Consider the following 20,294-nt stretch of genomic DNA (forward strand, 5'->3'; position numbering starts at 1 on the left):
AATTAAACTAATGAGCATACCTAAAAGAAGCGAAGTTCCAGATGAACTTAAATGGGACCTTACCCGGGTCTTCAAAGCCGACCAGGACTGGGAGGATGAATATCACCGCCTTAAGCAGGCCATACAGCAGTTGACTGACTTGAAGGCTGACTTCACCGCCTCAGGACGTAACTTATATGAGGGCTTAAGTCAGATTCTAGCCGTCAGTCGGCAACTAGAGCAGGTCTACGTCTATGCCTCCATGTCCAGTGACGTTGACACCAGTAATGCCCACTACTTGGGTTATGTAGCCCGCGCCCAAACGATCGCAAGCCAACTAGAGGCGGCTACCGCCTTCATGAATCCAGCCATCCTAAGCCTCACCCCAGCAGAACTGGCACAATTCAAACAGGACGAACCACGCCTGGAAAATTATGACCACTTACTAGAGCAAATCATGCGCCAGCGCCCGCACACGTTATCAGCTCAGGAAGAAAAACTGATCGCTGATGCAGGCGAAGCCATGTCGTCAGCCGAGAATACTTATAACGTACTAACCAACTCGGATATGGAATACGGTTACGTGCAAAATGACGACGGCGAGATGGTGCAGCTATCTGATGGGCTCTACTCCCTACTGGTTCAATCGCAACAACGGCAAGTGCGCCAAGATGCTTTTGATTCAATGTATGCTACTTATGACCAATTCAAAAACTCCCTGGCTTCAACCCTGGCTGGAGCCGTTAAGGCCCACAATTACAACGCCCGGGTCCATGACTATGACTCAGCTCGAGCTGCAGCTTTGCACGAAAACAACGTGCCAACAGTTGTCTATGACACGCTCATCAAGGAAGTGGATCAGCACCTCAACTTACTCCACGAATATGTGGAATTGCGCAAGCAAATTCTCGGTGTGGAGCAATTACAGATGTGGGACATGTATGTGCCACTGACGGGCAAGCCCGCTCTCTCCTACACCTTTGACCAGGCTAAAACAGAAGCCAAAAAAGCACTGCAACCGCTTGGTACCGACTACCTAAAGCACGTCGACTACTTATTCAATAACCGCGTGCTTGACGTGGTAGAATCACAGGGTAAGGCAACCGGTGCATACTCTGGCGGTTCTTACGACACTGACGCCTACGAGCTACTCAACTGGGAAGATAACGTGGACTCACTCTATACCCTAGTCCACGAGACCGGCCACTCCGTCCATAGCATGTATACCCGGGAAAGTCAGCCTTACGTCTACGGTGACTATCCCATCTTCGTAGCTGAAATCGCCTCAACCACGAATGAAAACATTTTGACGGAATACTTCCTCGACCACATTACCGACCCCAAGACTCGGGCCTTTATCCTTAACTATTACCTTGATTCCTTCAAGGGCACTCTGTTTAGACAGGCCCAGTTTGCCGAGTTCGAGCAGGCCATCCATGAACTGGACGCACAGGGTGAACCACTGACAACCGACCAACTTGATAACCTCTATGGTGACTTGAATCAGCGCTACTACGGTTCTACTGTTGAACCTGGCAGTGCCATTGCTAAGGAGTGGGCCCGCGTGCCGCACTTCTACTATAACTTTTACGTTTACCAGTATGCCACTGGCTTTGCAGCGGCCACCGCCCTAGCCAACAATGTGGTGCACGGAACGGCCAACCAGAAGGCAGCCTACATCAACTTCCTCAAGTCTGGTTCTAGTGACTATCCCACTGAAATTATGAAGACGGCCGGCGTCGATATGACCCAACCAGCTTACTTGGAGGAGGCTTTCACCACCTTTACCAAGCGCTTGGCGGAATTTAAGGAGATTGTTCAAAATAACTTCAAGTAACAAAAAAGCCCAACAAATTAGCTACTAAGAAAGGCAAACACTATTGAACCCTTGCACTAACCAACTACTAGAGCGCTATTTAGACTCTAACGGTAGAGTGAAGGCTTGGCCCGGCAAGGCCAAGAAGCGGCTACTGGTCTTGGCTTATTTGGCCTCTAAATTTGAACCGAACACGAAGTATTCAGAACAGGAAGTTAACGCCATTTTAATGCCATTAATTGAAGATTACGTAACCAGACGACGTGACCTAATTGAATATCATTTCTTAAGTAGAACTGCTGACGGCAGCCAGTATTGGCTAAATATGGCTTCTACCAACAGCTGATTTCAAAGCAAAAAAGGGAATATACCATGTTAACCGGTATACTCCCTTTTTTAGTTTTTTGATGTTTAAGCATATTCCTGCCAGAAGCGCAGTGCTAACTTCTGGTAAAGCGTGCAGCCAGCCAGATAATCAGCAATAGCTACGAATTCATTGGGTTCATGATCCGTTGTCCCTGCAGCAGGACCCAGAATAATAATGGGAAAGGCACCTGCTTGAACATATTCAGAAGCATCAGTTGCACCATTGCCGGCAGTAAGTTCACATAGCCGCCCCACATCCTGGCGAACTACTTCTTGGGCAAGCCGGGCCAACTTAGTGGCTGACTGGTCAGGGAGCGGCACCTCTGGAAAACTATAGCGAATTGCTAGCTGAGCTCCTTGATTATTAAGGTCAGCAATCAGTTCTGCCAGTTCAGTATAGATCTGCTCGTTGTCATAGACCGGCGTTGTTCGGACGTTGCCCGATAACCACGCACTGGCTGGCACCGAATTAATCTGGTCACCGCCGTGAATCTGGCTGATTACATGAGTCAAGGAGCCTAGAACGGGATCCTGTTTCTTATGACTGTCCATCAGTTCCTGGGCACTCAACGCAAAATCCATAAGTGGCATAATGGCATTCTGACCCTTATCTGGAGTTGAGGAGTGAACACAGACTCCCTTAGAAGTTACATAGTAATCAATCACACCTTTATGGGTCACGCGAATATTGAAATGCGATGGCTCACCAATTACCAGACCGTCTAAATCACTGGCATAGCCTTCCTTGACCAGTTGAGCTGCGCCATACTCACCCGTTTCTTCACCAACTGAGGCTAACAGGCGAAGCCGCCCCGGCAAAGGCTGCTTGCTATCCAAGAGGTCCAGCATCCCAACTACCATCGCGGCCAGACCTGACTTCATGTCACTAGTCCCGCGGCCAAAGAGTTGGCCATCTTTGATGGTAGGGCTAAAGGGTGGTGTCCGCCAACTAGCTAAATCACCTGCCGCAACTACGTCTTCATGGCCCGAAAAACCCAACAAGGGTCCTTGTTCACCCATTGTGACAACCAAGTTGTCGCGCCCTGGGGCATAGGTTACCCGTTCTAGCTTGACGGGATACCCTTTAAATAAGTCGCTCAGGTAGTCGGCCACCAGACTTTCATGGTCATTAGTCGACTCAATCCTGATTAAGTCAGCCAGTATTTTTACCGCACGCTCTTGTTCCACTGTCCTGCCTCTTTTCTATGCTTCCAATATCTTAGCCAAAAAGTCTTGTGCCCGTTCAGTCTGGGGCCGCTCAAAAAAGTCCCGCGGGCTCGCCTGCTCCTGAATATAACCATCCGCCATGAACCAGACCTCATCGGCCACACTTTTGGCAAAGCCCATCTCATGTGTAACGACCACCATCGTCATCCCCTTGTGGGCCAAATCCTGCATTACCTTAAGAACTTCGCCAACCATTTCGGGGTCAAGCGCACTAGTGGGTTCATCAAAGAGCATCACTTCCGGATTCATCGCAAGTGCCCGGGCAATTGCTACCCGTTGCTGTTGGCCACCAGACAAACTAGCAGGAAACTCCTGCGCCTTATCACTCAGACCCACTTGCGCTAGCAGCCTTTTCCCCTTAGCTGTTGCCTCGTCATCACTGCTATTCTTCACCTTCAGGGGTGCCAATTTAATATTTTCGATGATGTTCATATGCGGGAATAAGTTGAACTGCTGAAAAACCATCCCCATTTTTTCGCGTAGTTGGTCGAGTTGGTCTTCGCTCAAAGCGGTTAAATCGGTGCCTTCAAATAAAACATGCCCCGCCGAAGGCTGGTCCAACATGTTTAAACACCGTAAAAAAGTACTCTTACCAGCTCCTGATGGTCCCACCAGGCAAATGACCTGACCTTCATTCACGGTTGCACTAATATCTTTTAGAACATCATTCTTACCAAAGGTCTTGGTCAGGTGTTCAACTTCTATAACTGCCTTCTTAGTCATGGTCCATTTTCCTTTCAAAGTGTTTCATCAGAGTAGATAAGCTAAATGTAATAATAAAGTAGAGCACCATCGTAATTACCAGTGGCATTACCCCGCGGTAAGTATCAGCCTGGACAACTCGTGATTGATAAATTAGATCCGTGACTCCGATGACCGAGACAATTGAACTTTCCTTGATTAGTGAAACAAACTCATTGCCTAAAGCTGGCCAAATATTTTTCATAGCCTGCGGCATAATGACGTAACGCATGGTCTTTTTTCGCGATAGGCCAAGTGAACGCGCCGCTTCAGTCTGCCCCTTCGCAATTGAATTAATCCCCGACCGAATGACTTCAGCCACATAAGCCGCGGAATTGAGCGCTACTGCAATAATTCCCGAGAGTAACGCCGGAATGTTAACTAGCAGACCCAAGCCAAAGTAAATAAAGAGCAGTTGCACCATGAGTGGTGTGCCTCGAACAAATTCAATGTAGGCCGTTGCGACAGCATGAATCAAGTGATTATGACTGAGCCGCATCAGTGCCAATAAGGCGCCTAACAAGAAGCCAAAGAAAACCGCAATGGCCGAAATAAAGAGGGTGTAGCCCACTCCAGCAATGAAGAAGTCTTTATAGGCCCACATGGAGTTGGACGTCTTAGACTTGCTGTCGGCCAAATATTTGCCCGCCTGTGGTAAGTATTGCTTGTTGATTAAATTTTGCTGTTTAATTTCAGCAATCGACTTGTTGGCTGCCTTAACCAGACTCTGCGCCCCCTTGTGAAAGGCAATCGCTGATCCGTTGGAGTCAACCTTGAAACCGGAGCGAATCGCCGTGATGCCGTCCGTATTCTTGACAAAGGCACTGGCAGTGGCCGTATCTACTGCCACCGCATCAAACTTATTCGTCTTAAGTCCGAGAATCAGATCACTATCCTTGTCCATCGTCTTCAGTTTAGTCTTCTTAGCCTGTTCTTTAATTAAAGTAGCTTGCAAACTGCCGGTCTGCGCACCGATCGCTTGCCCAACAAAAGACCGATAGTCATGGTACTTGTCTTTGTCGGTGGTCCGAATTAACAAATCTTGACCGCTCTTGTAGTATGCCTCACTAAAGGCCACACTCTTGGCGCGCTTAGGCGTAGCCGACATACCCGAAATGACCATGTCAATCTTGCCGGTTTCTAAAGCCACGAGCAGGGAGTCAAAATCCATTGTGCGGACAATCAGCTTGACTCCAAGGTCGCGAGCAATCTTGCGGCCAATCTCAACGTCCATGCCCACAACTTTGGACTTACCATCAATATTTTGCACAAATTCGTAAGGCGGAAAGTCTGGACTGGTACCCATGACCAACTCCCCCTTCTGTTTAACTTTTTTTAGGTAGTTGTCTCTTGGTGCTGGTGCAGCTTGCACCGGCTCTGATGATTGGGGCAATAAAGCAAGCAGCATCATTAGGGCTAGGATACCGGCCAGCCATTTCCAAGACTTTTTCATAATTTTCCCTCCGCGTATGTATTACGATAATTATAATAATATAAAAATAAAATAACAATGCTCTTTTTGCTTTATTATTAAAAAGATAGAAAAAATGCTCTGCTTATTTACTACTGAACTAATAATCGCAGAGCATTTCTTATTTTTTTATTAATTACTTTTAAGAGTGTGAAGCTCCTGATACGGCATCCGAGTCATCATCCTTCATCTGGTTCTCGGCAGTTACAGGATAAGGCTTAATTCTTGAAGGATCTGTATTAGACTTCAAGTTATCAGCGGTGTAGTTGATGTGAGCAATCTTGGCATGCTTGATATCTTCCACCGTCTTGCAGCCGGTCAGCTGCATATCAATTAAGAGTTCAGTATTCAGTTGTTCAATAACTGATTGAACACCCTTAGGACCACCTAGAGCTAGACCATAGAGGTATGGTCGACCAACACCAACTATATCAGCACCAAGAGCCAAGGCCTTGAAGACGTGTGATCCGCGGCGAACACCTGAATCGAAGATAATCGGTACCCGGTGGTTAACCGCCTGAGCGATTTCTGGCAACATGTCAATAGTAGCTGGGCCACTATCAACTTCACGTCCACCGTGATTGGTAACGTAGATCCCATCAGCGCCACAGCCCATTGCCAGGTAGGCATCTTCAGCACAAACTACACCTTTAACAAAGACTGGTAAGCCAGACATTTCCTTAATCCGGCGAACATCTTCTGGACCAATCTTCTGGGCAGATGAAGCGTACATTTCCGCAACGGTCTGACCCTCTCCTTTAGCACCCTGGTAGCGGGTAAAGAAATCTAATGGCACTGGGAAGGCAAACTGGGTTCTCAGGTTAGCCTCACGAAAACCTGAAACCAGCGCATCCACCGTTAAGAAGATGCCTTTATAACCAGCCTGCTTGATTGCATCAAAGACCATCTGATTGAACTTCCAATCCTTACTGAGGTAAAGTTGGAAGAAGCGCGGTGCATCTGGTGCTGCTGCCGCAATATCTTCAACACTCTTGTTACCATAGGTACTAGAAGCAAATAATGCACCAGCAGCTGCAGCACCTTTCTGAGTAGCAACTTCGGCATCCTTGTGAGCAATACCGTGGCAGGCAATTGGCGAAATCATTACCGGCGTTTTCAACTTCATCCCCATGAATTCAGTATCAAGCTGGGGATTATCCATATTAGTTAAAGCCCGCGGGACAATTTGAAAATGGTTAAAAGCAGTAGTATTATTCCGCCAGGTCCATTCATTCTCTGAACCAGAAGCAATGTAGTAATACGCACCTTCTGGCATAACTTCCTTGGCACGTTCCTCAAGTTCATCGAGGTTAATCATGTCGATCTTTTCATCTTTATCACTCTGGGGAAAACCATTGTAATATGCTGTCATTTTAAAGACTCCTTTGATTGTTTAGTATATTTTATAGCTATACTCTTATTATACATGAAACTGCTTACAATGATTAGTGAAAAAGTTAAAAGATTGTTTAAATATCAGCCTTAATGCTGTGCCATTTTTCACAAACTGATAAATGTGACCGATAATTTAGTTGTATTACCTACAACTTATGTTTAATCAGATGAGTGAAGTAAGTAACAAGATATATCACAACCTCGATTACTGCAATAAAAAAAGTAACAGGCAGATTGGTAAGAAAGCCGAGGTAGAGACCCAGCCATACCCCTATTAAAGCCAGTGTAACTGACCAGCCAATCATCGACGACACGGTCTTACCAATGTAACTAGCAGTTGCTGGTGGTAAGGTCAGTAAGATGAACACCAGGAGTGACCCCACAATTTGGGCGCCGATTGAAACCGACATAGCCAGTGCAATTAAGAAGACTACGCTAACCATGCCAGTTTTGACACCATGCGCCAGGGCCCCGGTATGGTCAAAGGAATCAAAGTTTAACGGGCGCTGTAAGAACAGTATCATCAATAAGACAATTACTGATAAAACAACCAGTTGAATTACGCCCTGCTGGTCGACCCCGATAATGCTACCAAATAAAATATTGGTGGCATAATTGCTATTGGCTCCTGAGATGGCTAAGAATAAGACACCCAGTCCAATAAAGAGCGCTGAAATTGCACTAATTGATGATTCTTTTTGGTCGCTGTGCAGGGATAGTTCACCAACACTAACCGAACCCAAAAGAGTAAACAACAGCATCCCCCAAAGTGGACTAATACCAAGCCAGACCGCAAAAGCCGCACCAGCAAAACCAATTTCAGACAAAGTATGGGCTAAAAAACTAAAGTTACGTGCAACTACATAGACTCCAACGGTACCACAAGTAATCGCGATAAAAGTACTGGCCAAAAAGGCATTACGCATAAAATCAAATGCAAACATTATTCATAGGCCTCCTCGAATTGTGTCATTTCACCCTGTGCGATTTTGCCATGGTTGAGATAGAGGTAATCTGTCATATACTTGCGCGCTAGCGGTACGTCGTGTGTCACAAACAGAACAGTTATTTTGTGTTGCTCATTCAGGTGTCTAATCAGCTGCATCAGTTCGTCCTTGGCCATCGGGTCAAGACTGGCGGTAGCTTCATCCAGAATAATCATATTAGGCTGGTCGAGCAGGGCCTGAGCTAGATAAGCCCGTTGCTTCTGCCCACCAGACGCCTCACCCATGCGCGTGTTTTTTATCATTTCCAAGTTGGTCTCTGCAAGTTGCTTCTTAATCGTCTGCTTCACTGTAGCCGTTTTCAACAAGGGTGCATTCAGACCAACAAAGGCTTCAATCGACAGCGGATATTCAGTATCAATATTACGGAACTGAGGCACATAGCCTAAGCGCAGGTCAGTAGCAAACTTAAAAGTTCCGGTTGTTGGCACTAACATCCCCATTAAAATATTGATTAAGGTTGTTTTCCCGGCCCCATTAGGACCCAAAAGTGCAGTCATTGAACCTTTTTTGAGATTGAAATTCAGATTAGTAAAAATCGTCTTTTTCTCAAACCTCATGGCAAGATTATTAACTTTTAAAATATCAGACAAGACATAACTCCTTACTAATAGCGGCTAAAATTACCAACTTTAACAAATTGGTTGACATTGATTTGATAATACCGGCGACCTTTGATTTTTACGCGGCCGCCATATGTTCTAAGGTAGTTGCCGCGATATAACTTAGGGGTGTTAACCCGCCAGCCCTTCCTATCATAGACAAAGGCATTATGATTCAGCGACTGCAGCTTGCCTTCAACGTTGCTGGCAACGACGTATTGATCTACCCCAATCTGCATGTACTTCTTACCCTTGATAGTCTTATTACCATAAATGGTCAGGCTGCTACCAGCTTTTTTGGTTGGCAGATCAGCAGCTGTACCACTTGCATCATAAACTTTCGCATTGTGCATTAAAGTTCTAGTGGTAATAGGAGTAGGTAGTGCTGGCTTACTTGGCGTAGTCGGCTTATTAGCGGGCACGGACGGCTTACTTGGCGCAGCTGGCTTAGTAGGTTTTTCTGGCTGTTTATTAGCAGAATCCCCATCAGTACTACCCGAAGACCCTTGCTGGTCATAGTAATATTTGATGAGATCATAAAACTCATCCATTGAATATCCCCATTTAGCAAAGTAGCCATCCGGATCGGTATGGTCAGTACCGCCTAAAAAATTTGAAACAGCATGGTGGGACCAAACTGTCCCTTTGCCGTCATGAACTGCATTATCAGGCACTAGGTTATACTTGTGCATTATTTGCGCCACGTAAATGGCATCATTATTAATGCTCTTGGCAAAGTCAGCCTGATTATTTTCTTGGCACAATTCGACCTGGACAAAACGGTTATTAGCATTGGGGCCAGCTCCCCAGACACCATAATCAGGCGTGGTCATTTGGATAACGCCGGTGTGGTCAACAAAGGCATGGACGTATGAATAAATATTCATCCACTCCCGGTTAAAGTAAATTGCTTCTGAATGGGCGCTTGCTCCAGGGGTTGCAGTTTCATGAATAACCACCCCTTCAGGTTTACCATAACGGTAGTTTATCTTGTTTTTAGCCGTAAAACTGTTGTACTGAATCCCTTCCTGTTTGAGCATTTGCTCTAGGTCGGTCACGCCACTGAATGAATTTTGCTTGGCTGTATCGTTAATGGTACTGGCATGAACTTCTACTGCTGCGCTTGCGGTTTGGACAGGCACAATGAGCCCCGTAGCCAATGCCATGGCTGCAATTATCTTTTTCATTTTTTCTTCCTCATCTAAGTCAATTATTCACAACTTTTGCTAGCTTTTGATAATTGGCGGTCATCCAATCCAGGTAGGTCGTATTATTAGGAATCGTCTCCCGGACCTTTAAGATTGGTAAATTCTGCTTTTTAGCTTGCTTGACAAAATTATTGACGGTTGAACTAGAGGTCTGCGAGTTAAGTACCATAAAGGCAATGCGCCGCTTCTTGATACCATTCGTCATTTCCTGCACAACAGCCGGACTCGGATCCGTTTCATTTTGGATTGCCTTTTCAAAGTCCTGGTTGCCCACCTTTAAGTGAGCAGCCTCTAAAGCATAGTCAAAGACCGGTTCGCTCACGTAAACGGGTTTGCTATCGCGACCGTCAATCTGACTGGCCGTTTTTTGGATGCCAGCAATTTTGGCCAAATACTTACGCCCATTAGCGCGGTATGCATCAGCATGCTGGGGATCCTTCTTACTCAATCTTTTGACCAAGTAGTTAACATACTTTTCTGGCATCGCTAAATTAAACCAAATATGCGGATTAGCGCCCTTTTTCAGCCCCATCAGGTCTTCACTAACTAACAGGGGTTTCTTGTTAACCGATGAAGCCAACTTGTTCATCCAATTATCATAGCCTAAGCCATTGGCAACAACGATATCAGCATTTGATAATTCCTTGGCATCATTGGTGGTCGGTTCAAAATCATGCGGATCGGCCGCTGGATTCTTGATCACTGCCTTAGCAGTACCATACTTTCCCACCACATTTTGCGCAATATCAGCGTAAACATTCGTCGTCGTCATAATTGATATTTTACTATCTTTTTGAGGCTTTTGCGAACACGCCGTTAGGGTTAGCAGGAGCAGGCTAAGCATTGCAATAAAAGCTAAAATTTTACTGTTCTTTTTCATATCTGTTCTCTCTTCTTTCTTCAAAAAATCACTTCTGACATTGTATCTGGTTACTGGGTTATTTTGATTGTTAGCTTGGTAGTTTGATCAGCAAGTGGTGTTCACTTACAATTAGTAACTATTATACAATAAAGCATTCTTACTTACAAATAGTAAATGGAACTGCTAATAATTCTCACATTATTGGGCGCCACTAGTTTTAGCCAAACTAAAAAGCGCGCGGTTAAGCCGCACGCCTTTAGTGTAAGTAAATGTTAATAAATAATAACTACTAAAAAATAAACTACAATCCAATCAGATGGGCAAAGATTGGAACCAACATATTATCGACTAAAGCCGTTGCAACAACTGCTACAGCTGCCATGGCGCCTTGCGTCGAGCCCATTTCCAAAGCAAAAGCTGAGCCAATCGTGTGCCCCGCAGCACCAAGGCCGAGGCCAGCACCGAGGGGATCACGATTCAAATTGAACCACTTAACCAACTGCTTACCCAAGGCATAGATAACTACCGCATTGAGAATACATGCCATGGCCGTTACTGACGGATTGCCGCCAATTGACTGGGTCAGTGGCATGGCTACAGCAGTGGTGGCTGACTGGCTAAGCATCGACTTAATCCCGACACTATCAAGGCCAACCGCCTTGGCAACTAATGTAATTAGTACCATTGAAATAAACGTCCCGCAGACTAAACCTAACAGAATGACGAGCCAATTTTTCTTAACAACATCATTACGCTTATATAATGGTACAGCGAAAGCAATCGTGGCTGGTGTAATAAACCAGAAAATGATATCGCCGCCCGGTTTATAGGCTTTGGTATAGACTTCAGCGGTTGTCGTCCCCAAGAACTTGGCCAGGACAATCAACACTGCAATTCCTAAGACCATGCCTACAAAGAGCGGTTGGAAGAGGAAGAAGCCTTTAGATTTTTTGAATAGCCATTGGCCAATTAGAAAAACAACTAATGACAGGAAAACACCAAACAAAGGTGTAGCTAGGAATTTCATCACTTAACATCCTCCACTTTTTTCTGGTCAGCAACCTCAAGCTGATTCTTCGTCACCTTATTAACGAGCCAGCTAAAGAAGCGGGTTGTATATGCCACAACGACTAACAAAATAACCGTTGAAGCTATCACTACAATAACCAGTTGCAGGCCCTGCTCTCTCATAATCTTTAGGTTAGCCGCCAGCGATATTCCTGATGGTACAAACATAAAGCCAATTAGCGAAATTAATGCACTACCAAAGGAATCGACCCATTCTACTTTAACAACATGAATTGTCAATAAAACATAAAGCAGAACCAACCCAATTACCGGTGTCGGTACTGGGAATGATTTGGGCATCAAGTCAGACAGCATTTGGGCTGCAAATAAAATTGCAGCGTAAATCAACATCTGAACTAAAATCGGTGCTGACTTTGTTTTTTCCTTTTCCTTTTCCATAAAAACTCATTTCCTTTCTTAATTACATCTTCCTTGCTTTCAAGTAATAAGATAAGTCAAAACTTGCTTTTTGTAAGCGGTTAAGTCGTGAACAACCAAAAAAGACCTGTGAACTGCACCCAAGCAATTTCACAAGTCAATCTTCAGAATCAAGATTTTCCAGTTATGTACTACATCCCTAAGCGTTCATTCAAATCTTTGCGGTATGAACGACCCACCTGAATCTTTTCTGTATTACTCATAATTAACAAAAGGGTATGGTTGAACCAGGGTTGAATCTCCTTGATGTCTTCAATGTTAACCACGGCGTTGCGGTGAACCTGTAGGAAGCGCGAATCAGTCAACCGTGCCTTGAGCCAAGCTAAAGTTTTTCTGCTTTCATACTTTTGCTTAGCAGTAGAAATTGTCAACACCCCATTGTTAACTGTTGCAGTTACCACATCGAGCTTCTTGATAATCACATTCCGATCCTCAAGTTCAATACTTAGCACTTCACTTTCGGCGTTATCTGGGGCCGGTCCCTGCTTCGCTGCCAGCGTGCTGACCGCCTTGGCAAGCGCCTGGTCAATCCGTTCCTGTTCAAAGGGCTTTAGGACATAATCAAGTGCACCAACGTCAAAGGCCTTAACTGCATACTCATCGTAGGCCGTCGCAAATACAATCATCGGTAAGTAAGACAACTGTTTTAGCTCGTCTGCAAGTTCGAACCCATTCTCTTCATTTAACGAGATATCCAAAAACATCAGGTCAATCTGATGTTTAAGCAAAGCCGTCTGGGCTTCTTTAATATCTTCTGCCTGGTAAATTTTAACTGTCTGCTTTTGCAAGCTTGGGCTTTTTTTAATTAGATACGATAGTTCGGTCCGCGCTAACGGCTCGTCATCAACCACTAAAATCCTCATCTTAGTTTCCTTCTAACTTTCTTTACTCTTGCTTTTGGCCTGTTTTAAGGGAATCTCTGTCCTAAAAGAAGTACCGGTGGGACCGGTCGTGATTTGAAGTTCACTGCTAGTACCGTACAAACCCTTGAGCCGGCGATTAAGGTTATAGAGGGCGGTCCCACTGCCCTGCGATTCGCTTATAGTCTCTTGGCCTAAGCGTTTTAGAATTGCGGGCTCAATGCCGCTACCATTATCACTAACCGTAATTTCCAGGTTTTGATTCCTACTACACAAGTTAATAACAATCTTATTACCGGTTTTCCTACCTTTAAAAGCATGCTTAATCGCATTCTCGACAAAGATTTGCAAGCAAAAGGATGGTATCAAGGTCGTTTCTGGCACATCAATCCGGTAGTTCACCGTGAACTTATTAGGAAAGCGCAAACTCTCAATGCCCGTGTAGGCACTTACATAGCGTTTTTCTTGTTCCAGCGTGATTTCCTTTGACTGCCCATTCTTAAGGCTTGACCTAAAAAAGGTACTAAGCTCCATCAGGGCCTCATGGGCCTTGTCAACATCAACCCGCATCAAGGCCCCAATCGTGTTGATGGCATTGAAGAAAAAGTGAGGGTTAATCTGCACCTGTAAGGCTCTGATTTCGGCTTCGTTGACCAAGCTGGTCTGCTGCTCCGCAATACCAATCGCCAGTTGGCCTGAAAAAATCATGGCCAGGCCGCGGACCAAGTTTTCCTCGACCACCGTCATTTTTCTTTGCTCGCAGAAGTATAACTTGAGCGCCCCAATGGTTTTTTTATTTACCTGCAGGGGACAAACAATTGCTGAAGTTAAGGGGCAATCCTGGTGGGGACAACCAATCTCTGCCTTCGTATAAGCTCGCTTTTCCTTACCTGCTGAAATCACCGTCTTCGACAGGTCAGTAATTACGGGTTCATTAGCAATATGATGATCCTGGCCCGCACCGACATGGGCCAGCACGTTGACCCGATCCGTCAGTCCGACCGCATCAAAGTTGGTGTACTCCTTAATAATCTGGCAGACATGCGCGGCCGAATCTAGATCAAGGCCATGGCGAAAGTATGGCAGGGTCTTGTTAGTTAATTCCAAGACGTCCTTGGTTTGGACAGCGCGCAGCTGTCGTTCATTAGACAAGTAAGTCTTGAGAATTTCAATAAATAGACTTGACCCAATTGTATTCAGTAAAATCATCGGTACAAAGACCAGTTTGATTAAGCCAAAACCGCGAAAGGCAAAGATAAAGGCCATCTGAATCAGCTCTGCCAGTAGAGACAAAATTGCCACCCAGAGAGTCGACGGGTATAAGTTGTTCTTCTTCACCCGATCGCCCCAAACACCGACTAAGTAGCCAATCAAAACTGAACTGACAATGTAAAAGTAATCAGAAAAGCCCCCAAAAATAACCCGGTGCAGACCACCCACTAACCCAACCAGCATCCCCACATAGGGTCCTGCAGTCAGACTGGCCGTTGTAATAACCAACACCCGGGTGTTGGCAATCGAGTCGGACTGCGGCATGCCGGTAACAATCAGCGGTGCAATGATTTCCTTAGAACTAGAGATCTCAACCCCAGCCAGGTTAGCAACAACAACAAACAAAGAGAAGATTACAAATAACCAAGTCTGTGATTTGAGTGTTCGTTCTTCAATTAGGTCCCTGAAAAAGCGCATGTTGACCAGCAAAAATGCCAGGACCATGATGATCCCTAGCCGCTCGGCCAGCAAAATAAATAGGTTAAACACAATAATCTCCGTTTTCTGCTTGGTGTTGGACTAAGCCCTTTTTAACATATAAGTATTCCATACTATTATACCCGATGTTGATAATCAGCATTCAACTGCAAAAATCAGGGTCTTAATTGACCCAATTAGCTGCTTAACTTTATCCCGCAAAAAAACAGTTTATGGTCATTTGCCATAAACTGTTTTATTATCTTACCCTATTACTTATTCAATAGGCTTCTTCCACAGACCCAAAATTACCCCGGCAATTATTGAGCCAATAATGGTAGCTAGGAAGTAAAGTACAATGTGGTTGGAAAGAGGTGAAACCCACAGACCACCATGCGGTGCAGGAACTCCGATCCGCCATAATCCTACTAAAGCACCACCAACAGCGGAACCAAAAATACAGGACGGTAAAACGTGACCAGCATCGGCAGCTGCAAAGGGAATGGCACCTTCAGTAATGAAGGAGAAGCCTAAAATCCAGTTACTGATACCAGCACGGCGCTCATCTTCCGTGTACTTATTCTTAAAGAAGGCGGTCGAAATGGCGGTCGCAAACGGTGGCACCATGCCACCAACCATCACAGCAGCCATCATGACAGCCGCAACAGTTGAATGCGGGTCATTGGCAAAGGCACCAGAAGCAAAGACATAGGCCGCCTTGTTGAAAGGTCCACCCATATCAATGGACATCATGGCAGCTAGAATTGTGGTCAGGACCACTAAGTTACCCGTACCCATTTGGTTTAGGAAGTTAGAAATTGCAAAGTTGATTGAGCTAAAGACTGGATTGACAATGTAGTACATGATGAGGGCAATCAGGAGCAGGCTCAAGATTGGGTAGATGAGCATCGGCTTCATCCCCTCAAGCGACTTCGGCAGCTTAGCAAACAGCTTCTTCAAACCAACTACTAAGTAACCAGCAATAAAACCGGAAGCAAGACCACCAAGGAAGCCAGCAGGCGATTTGGCATTGGTCAAGACGTTAGCAACGTATGCCCCGCCATAAGCTCCGGTATAGACCGTAGCCATGAAGCCGCCCACAAAACCGGGCATCAGAGCCGGCAGGTCTCCGATTGATTCGGCAATATAACCGGAGAGAATCGGCACCATAAAAGCGAAAGCCATATTACCAGCATTGTTCAGGAAAATGAAGGCAGGCGACTTAGGTCCACCAGCATAGTTCTCCACAATGAAAGAAATTGCCATGAGGATCCCACCACCGATAACAAACGGTAACATGTGGGATACACCATTCATCAAGTTCTGGTAGATTGAACCCCAGACACCTTTTTTGGTCTCATTACCTGCTTGGGTCGCTTGACTATCAGAGTGGTAGACGCTGGCCTCATCATCCAAGATTTTGCTAATCAGTTCATCTGGCTTGTTAATGCCATCAACTACCGGCCGCGTGACCAGTGGCTTACCATCAAAGCGGGGCATGTCGACCTTCTTATCAGAGGCGATGACTACACCTTGGGCCCGCTTAATCTCATCAGCAGTTAACTTGTCTTTGACGCCTTCTGAACCATTGGTTTCAATGCGGACATCAACGCCGCGCTCCTTACCCGCCTTGATTAAGGCCTCTTGAGCCATGTAGGTGTGGGCAATACCATTGATACATGCAGTTACTCCGACAATTAGTGGACGCTCTTCACCTGCGCCCGTTGAGCTGGCTGCATGCGCCTTTTCTGCCTGTTTAGCAGCATCACTCTTTTGCTCCGCATCTTCAAAAAGCTGAATTACTTCTTCTGGTGTCTGAGCCTGCTTCAGAGCTTTAACTAGCTCAGGATCAATCAGCAACCCCGAAAGCTTAGCCAAGGCTTGTAAGTGCGTATTATCAGCACCATCTGGGGCTGTAATCATGAAGAATAAATAAACCGGCTGACCATCAAGGGCATTATAGTCAATCCCCTTGGCACTTTTGGCAAAGAGGACCCGGGCCTTGTTAATCGCCTTATTACGCGCATGTGGCATGGCAATGCCATCACCGATGCCCGTAGTTGACTCGTTTTCACGGGCCCAGATTGACTTGATAAACTCCTCTTCATCATTAACAATGCCGGTCTTGACCTCTAAAGCGGCCATCTCCTTAATGGCCTCTTCCTTATCGGTCGCCTGCAACGACATAATCATGGATTCAGGAGCTAAAATATCTCTAATTTTCATTTCCATCCCTCTTATCTACGAAATTTTTTCTACTTTTATCTGGGGCAAAACCGCCTCAATCTGACCCTTTACTGCAATATCTTGCGTAAAGGCAGTGGCGGCGCCACAGGCCATCCCCATCCGAAAACTTGCAGCTGGATCACCAGTTTGCCTGTATGTACCCACAAATCCGGCGGTCATTGAATCTCCAGCTCCAACCGAATTAACGACGGTACCAATTGCGGCCTTGGCATGATAAATCTGCTCTTTAGTGACCAGATAGCCGCCCTGCCCAGCCATCGAAACCAAGACATTCTGAGCGCCGCGCTCAAGCAATTTGCGCGCTGCTGCCAGCATTTCTGCGTCTGTTTCAAAAGTTGTTTGGAAAAGATCGGCGAGTTCATGATGGTTGGGTTTAATAACTAAGGGCTGGTAAGCCAACGTATCAAGCAAGGCCTGGCCTGTTGTATCAACCACAAACTCAGCACCTGCGGCCTTGATTTCCGGCAGTAGCTGCTTGTAAAAGTCAGCTGGCAGACTAGGAGCCAGCGAACCACTCATAACGACGACGTCGTCTTTTTGTAAATCAGCTAGCCGCGCCTTAAAGGCGGTTATTTCTTGGTTGGTGACATTGGGGCCGGCAGCATTAATTTCCGTTTCTTCTTGAGCGTGGACCTTAACATTGACCCGGGTGGGATCAGAAATCTTCACAAAGTCATTGACAATGTGGTACTGGTTGAGCTGGCGGACTAATTCCTTGCCCGTAAAGCCGCCCACAAAGCCCCAAGCAGTGTTATCCGTATCTAGCTGGTTCAGAATGCGGGAAACATTAATCCCCTTGCCCCCAGCTAGAAAGGCACAATCACCACTGCGGTTGACGCTGCCACGATCGACCTGGTCAATCTGAATAACATAATCCAAGGCTGGATTCACAGTAACTGTATAGATCAATCTATTACCTCCTTCAAATCTGCCTCAGCGGGCAGCAAGTCCTTCTGCCGCGCAGCAAGCGCGGTCGTGATCACGGTGACTTGACTGACATTACCAAAAACGGCAAAATTGCGCTCACCCAGCTTGGAAGCATCAGTTAACACATAAGTGTGGTTGGAACGAGCAATTTCTAATTTTTTGATTGCGGCTTCTTCGGGATCAGGCGTAGTCAAGTCGCCCTGGTAATCGATGCCGTTAGCTCCGACAAAGCTGGCCGCAAAGTTCATGCCCTGTAGCTGCTCAAGTGCAAATTGGCCAACTACGGCATGAGTGTCTTCCTTGATTTGGCCGCCCAGAAGCATCGTATTAATGCCATGATTAAGCGCACCTAGTGCGGTTTCAAGTCCATTAGTTACAACTGTCACGCCCTGCATGGTTGCTAAGAACGGCACCATTTCATAGGCAGTCGTGCCCGCATCAATGAAGATGTAATCATCCTCATGGACGTACTGTTGGACTGCATACCGAGCAATTCGAATCTTTTCATCATGGTTCATGGTGAAGCGAATATGCTGGGAAACGTCATGCGTGAAGTTCTTGACGGACTGGGCCCCACCATGGATCCGCTTCAACTGCCCCTTCTTCTCCATCTGAATCAGATCGCGACGAATGGTTGATTCCGATGTCGCAGCAATGGTACACAAGTCACTGACCCGGCACAATTCATGCTGGTTAACGTAGTTTTCGATTAGTTTTTGCCGTTCTGGCGTTAACATGTCATCCTCACCTCCTTGAATATTTTAGTCTGCCCGCTAGCAAAAATCAATCATTTATGTGCAAAATAAATTATTTTTGTGCAAAAAAATTCAAAAAATTTCAAGCAACTCGTTTAATACGGCCTTTTTTCTTTGTGGTAAAATGAGAAATGCTATATCTATCAAGAAAGGTCGCCGCAGTTGGCAATGGATGAAACTAAAGCAAAAGAAATAAGACACCATATCTCTACCAGACATCATATGAAAATTCACTGGAAAGATTTCTACAAAAGCCCCGATGAGACCCCCATTAAGTATACAACGTTAGTTGAAAAAGGCTCGCTGGTCGGTCGCATTGGAATTATGCTACTAGAATGCGGTACAGGTGCTTGGCGCGTGCGTGATTCGATGAACACGGCTGCTCGCGCTCTAGACATTACTTGCTCTGCCGATATTGGCTTAGTTACCATTGAATACACTTGCTTTGACGTTGACAATCTGTCCTATTCGCAAACGCTGTCGCTGCCAACAACCGATGTCAACATGAACAAGTTAAATGAACTTGAAAACTTTGTCCGCCGGTTTGAACGTGACATTGATACCCTGACTATTGGTACGGTCCACCACCAACTTAACCAAATTGAGCGCCATACCCGGAGCTACCCACTCGCTGTCTCTGCCTTGAGTGCTGGCCTAGCCTGTGCGGCCTTCATCTTCCTGCTAGGGGGCGGAATAATCGAAATGGCCTGCACCTTCTGCGGGGCCACTGCCGGTAACTACATCCGCATGTTAATGGGCAAGCACAAAATCACCCTGGTTGCGAAAATTGCGGTTGGCGTGGCCGTATCTTGTGCCATTTACTTCTTGTGCTTCAGACTGGGCGAGGCAGTTTGGGCTTGGGACCACAACCACGCTTACGGATATCTGGGTGCCATGCTCTATGTCATTCCGGGCTTTCCCTTTATTACCTCTGGCCTCGACATGTCCAAACTAGACATGCGATCCGGATTGGAGCGGTTAGCCTACGCAGTGTTAATTGTCATGATTGCGACAATGGTTGGCTGGGGAACAGCAACGATGTTCAAGCTATCTCCCGGTGCAATGCCCAAGCTAGACCTGAGTCCTGCACTATTGACCAGCTCGCGGTTACTTGCAAGCTTCTGCGGGGTTTTTGGCTTTTCCATCATGTTCAACGCCAGACCAGCAATGGCAACTGTTGCCGCCCTCATCGGTGCTCTGTCCAACACCTTGCGCCTGAGCCTAGTTGACTTCAACCACCTGCCGGCTGCCTTAGCCGCCTTTATCGGTGCCCTCTTAGCCGGCCTCATCGCCAGCTTCTTCCGCGACCGGGTAGGCTTTCCCCGCATTGCCATTACGGTGCCCGCAATTGTCATCATGGTACCCGGGCTTTACATGTACCGCGCTGTCTTCAACTTCGGTGTCACCAACATTAATGTCGGTGCCTACTGGATTATGAACGCCTTGATGATTATCACAGCTTTGCCGATTGGCTTATTAACAGCCCGCATCTTGACCGACGCCAAGTGGCGGCACGCAGATTAATATCTAGAAAAAGCATCCCAAATGGCTAAATGCTCAATATTAGCTTCTGATGCAATTGCTATTGTTTTGCAAACACAACAAGCAGCATTTACTGGTGCCTTGAAGACAGCCAAGT

At 46.1% G+C, this 20,294-nt stretch carries 18 protein-coding genes; 3 read left to right on the forward strand and 15 right to left on the reverse strand.

Translation table 11 applies throughout. From position 1 onward, the window contains the following. Positions 1–10 precede the first annotated feature (10 nt). Both pepF and R8389_RS06900 read left to right on the forward strand, forming a co-directional pair. Positions 11–1,816, forward strand: a complete 1,806-nt coding sequence (gene pepF, locus R8389_RS06895; protein ID WP_317637294.1) for an oligoendopeptidase F — start codon at positions 11–13, stop codon at positions 1,814–1,816. Positions 1,817–1,859: 43 nt separating this feature from the next. Then, positions 1,860–2,141 carry a DUF2087 domain-containing protein gene (locus tag R8389_RS06900; protein WP_317637295.1) on the forward strand — a complete coding sequence of 94 codons (282 nt, stop codon included), beginning with the start codon at positions 1,860–1,862 and terminating at the stop codon, positions 2,139–2,141. Positions 2,142–2,206: 65 nt separating this feature from the next. On the opposite strand, the gene R8389_RS06905 is transcribed toward R8389_RS06900, so the two are convergent. The 15 genes from R8389_RS06905 to R8389_RS06975 all read right to left on the reverse strand — a co-directional run bounded on the left by R8389_RS06905 (position 2,207) and on the right by R8389_RS06975 (position 18,637). Further along, positions 2,207–3,349, reverse strand: a complete 1,143-nt coding sequence (locus tag R8389_RS06905; RefSeq protein ID WP_317637296.1) for an ArgE/DapE family deacylase — start codon at positions 3,347–3,349, stop codon at positions 2,207–2,209. A 15-nt stretch (positions 3,350–3,364) separates the two neighbouring features. Further along, complete coding sequence (locus tag R8389_RS06910) at positions 3,365–4,111, reverse strand: amino acid ABC transporter ATP-binding protein (protein WP_317637297.1); 747 nt, start codon at positions 4,109–4,111, stop codon at positions 3,365–3,367. Further along, positions 4,104–5,582 (reverse strand): ABC transporter substrate-binding protein/permease, encoded by a 1,479-nt coding sequence (locus tag R8389_RS06915; RefSeq protein WP_317637298.1) that lies wholly within the window; start codon positions 5,580–5,582, stop codon positions 4,104–4,106. The genes R8389_RS06910 and R8389_RS06915 overlap by 8 nt, the downstream gene beginning before the upstream one ends. A gap of 160 nt (positions 5,583–5,742) precedes the next feature. Continuing rightward, a complete protein-coding gene (locus tag R8389_RS06920) occupies positions 5,743–6,972 on the reverse strand; it encodes an alpha-hydroxy-acid oxidizing protein (protein WP_317637299.1) in 1,230 nt (409 codons plus the stop codon). A 169-nt stretch (positions 6,973–7,141) separates the two neighbouring features. Then, a complete protein-coding gene (locus R8389_RS06925; protein ID WP_317637300.1) occupies positions 7,142–7,939 on the reverse strand; it encodes a metal ABC transporter permease in 798 nt (265 codons plus the stop codon). After that, on the reverse strand, positions 7,939–8,559 hold the full coding sequence (locus R8389_RS06930; protein WP_317638263.1) for a metal ABC transporter ATP-binding protein: 621 nt from the start codon (positions 8,557–8,559) through the stop codon (positions 7,939–7,941). Before R8389_RS06930 ends, R8389_RS06925 begins: the two co-directional genes overlap by 1 nt. A 47-nt stretch (positions 8,560–8,606) precedes the next feature. Further along, complete coding sequence (locus R8389_RS06935; protein ID WP_317637301.1) at positions 8,607–9,788, reverse strand: SLAP domain-containing protein; 1,182 nt, start codon at positions 9,786–9,788, stop codon at positions 8,607–8,609. 19 nt (positions 9,789–9,807) lie between these two features. Beyond that, positions 9,808–10,689, reverse strand: a complete 882-nt coding sequence (locus R8389_RS06940) for a metal ABC transporter solute-binding protein, Zn/Mn family (RefSeq protein ID WP_317637302.1) — start codon at positions 10,687–10,689, stop codon at positions 9,808–9,810. Positions 10,690–10,972: 283 nt separating this feature from the next. After that, positions 10,973–11,698: an LrgB family protein gene (locus R8389_RS06945; protein WP_317637303.1), complete on the reverse strand. Its 726-nt coding sequence runs from the start codon at positions 11,696–11,698 to the stop codon at positions 10,973–10,975. Then, positions 11,698–12,138, reverse strand: a complete 441-nt coding sequence (locus R8389_RS06950) for a CidA/LrgA family protein (protein WP_317637304.1) — start codon at positions 12,136–12,138, stop codon at positions 11,698–11,700. The genes R8389_RS06945 and R8389_RS06950 overlap by 1 nt, the downstream gene beginning before the upstream one ends. 170 nt (positions 12,139–12,308) lie before the next feature. Then, a complete protein-coding gene (locus tag R8389_RS06955) occupies positions 12,309–13,040 on the reverse strand; it encodes a LytR/AlgR family response regulator transcription factor (protein ID WP_317637305.1) in 732 nt (243 codons plus the stop codon). Between the two features lie 12 nt (positions 13,041–13,052). Beyond that, positions 13,053–14,753 carry a LytS/YhcK type 5TM receptor domain-containing protein gene (locus tag R8389_RS06960; RefSeq protein WP_317638264.1) on the reverse strand — a complete coding sequence of 567 codons (1,701 nt, stop codon included), beginning with the start codon at positions 14,751–14,753 and terminating at the stop codon, positions 13,053–13,055. Between the two features lie 249 nt (positions 14,754–15,002). Next, positions 15,003–16,952: a PTS fructose transporter subunit IIABC gene (locus R8389_RS06965; RefSeq protein WP_317637306.1), complete on the reverse strand. Its 1,950-nt coding sequence runs from the start codon at positions 16,950–16,952 to the stop codon at positions 15,003–15,005. A gap of 15 nt (positions 16,953–16,967) precedes the next feature. Further along, positions 16,968–17,882, reverse strand: a complete 915-nt coding sequence (gene pfkB / locus R8389_RS06970) for a 1-phosphofructokinase (RefSeq protein ID WP_317637307.1) — start codon at positions 17,880–17,882, stop codon at positions 16,968–16,970. Then, a complete protein-coding gene (locus tag R8389_RS06975; protein ID WP_317637308.1) occupies positions 17,879–18,637 on the reverse strand; it encodes a DeoR/GlpR family DNA-binding transcription regulator in 759 nt (252 codons plus the stop codon). The genes pfkB and R8389_RS06975 overlap by 4 nt, the downstream gene beginning before the upstream one ends. A 186-nt stretch (positions 18,638–18,823) precedes the next feature. On the opposite strand from R8389_RS06975, the gene R8389_RS06980 reads away from it, so the two are divergent. Beyond that, the gene (locus tag R8389_RS06980; RefSeq protein ID WP_317638265.1) at positions 18,824–20,179 is read left to right on the forward strand and encodes a threonine/serine exporter family protein; all 1,356 of its coding nucleotides are present in this window, start codon (positions 18,824–18,826) and stop codon (positions 20,177–20,179) included. Positions 20,180–20,294: the final 115 nt, after the last annotated feature.

The organism is Lactobacillus xylocopicola (genome assembly GCF_033096005.1).
In the GTDB taxonomy this organism is placed as follows: Bacteria; Bacillota; Bacilli; order Lactobacillales; family Lactobacillaceae; genus Lactobacillus; species Lactobacillus xylocopicola.

What these genes read in the sequence shown, in the direction of transcription:
- R8389_RS06930 (WP_317638263.1), bottom strand. Translation starts at nt 8,559, where the DNA reads ATGAGGTTTGAGAAAAAGACGATTTTTACTAATCTGAATTTCAATCTC.
- R8389_RS06935 (WP_317637301.1), bottom strand. Translation starts at nt 9,788, where the DNA reads ATGAAAAAGATAATTGCAGCCATGGCATTGGCTACGGGGCTCATTGTG.
- R8389_RS06910 (WP_317637297.1), bottom strand. Translation starts at nt 4,111, where the DNA reads ATGACTAAGAAGGCAGTTATAGAAGTTGAACACCTGACCAAGACCTTT.
- R8389_RS06945 (WP_317637303.1), bottom strand. Translation starts at nt 11,698, where the DNA reads ATGAAATTCCTAGCTACACCTTTGTTTGGTGTTTTCCTGTCATTAGTT.
- R8389_RS06950 (WP_317637304.1), bottom strand. Translation starts at nt 12,138, where the DNA reads ATGGAAAAGGAAAAGGAAAAAACAAAGTCAGCACCGATTTTAGTTCAG.
- R8389_RS06955 (WP_317637305.1), bottom strand. Translation starts at nt 13,040, where the DNA reads ATGAGGATTTTAGTGGTTGATGACGAGCCGTTAGCGCGGACCGAACTA.
- pepF (WP_317637294.1), top strand. Translation starts at nt 11, where the DNA reads ATGAGCATACCTAAAAGAAGCGAAGTTCCAGATGAACTTAAATGGGAC.
- R8389_RS06925 (WP_317637300.1), bottom strand. Translation starts at nt 7,939, where the DNA reads ATGTTTGCATTTGATTTTATGCGTAATGCCTTTTTGGCCAGTACTTTT.
- R8389_RS06915 (WP_317637298.1), bottom strand. Translation starts at nt 5,582, where the DNA reads ATGAAAAAGTCTTGGAAATGGCTGGCCGGTATCCTAGCCCTAATGATG.
- R8389_RS06920 (WP_317637299.1), bottom strand. Translation starts at nt 6,972, where the DNA reads ATGACAGCATATTACAATGGTTTTCCCCAGAGTGATAAAGATGAAAAG.
- R8389_RS06975 (WP_317637308.1), bottom strand. Translation starts at nt 18,637, where the DNA reads ATGTTAACGCCAGAACGGCAAAAACTAATCGAAAACTACGTTAACCAG.
- R8389_RS06960 (WP_317638264.1), bottom strand. Translation starts at nt 14,753, where the DNA reads ATGGTCCTGGCATTTTTGCTGGTCAACATGCGCTTTTTCAGGGACCTA.
- R8389_RS06965 (WP_317637306.1), bottom strand. Translation starts at nt 16,952, where the DNA reads ATGAAAATTAGAGATATTTTAGCTCCTGAATCCATGATTATGTCGTTG.
- R8389_RS06940 (WP_317637302.1), bottom strand. Translation starts at nt 10,689, where the DNA reads ATGAAAAAGAACAGTAAAATTTTAGCTTTTATTGCAATGCTTAGCCTG.
- R8389_RS06980 (WP_317638265.1), top strand. Translation starts at nt 18,824, where the DNA reads ATGGATGAAACTAAAGCAAAAGAAATAAGACACCATATCTCTACCAGA.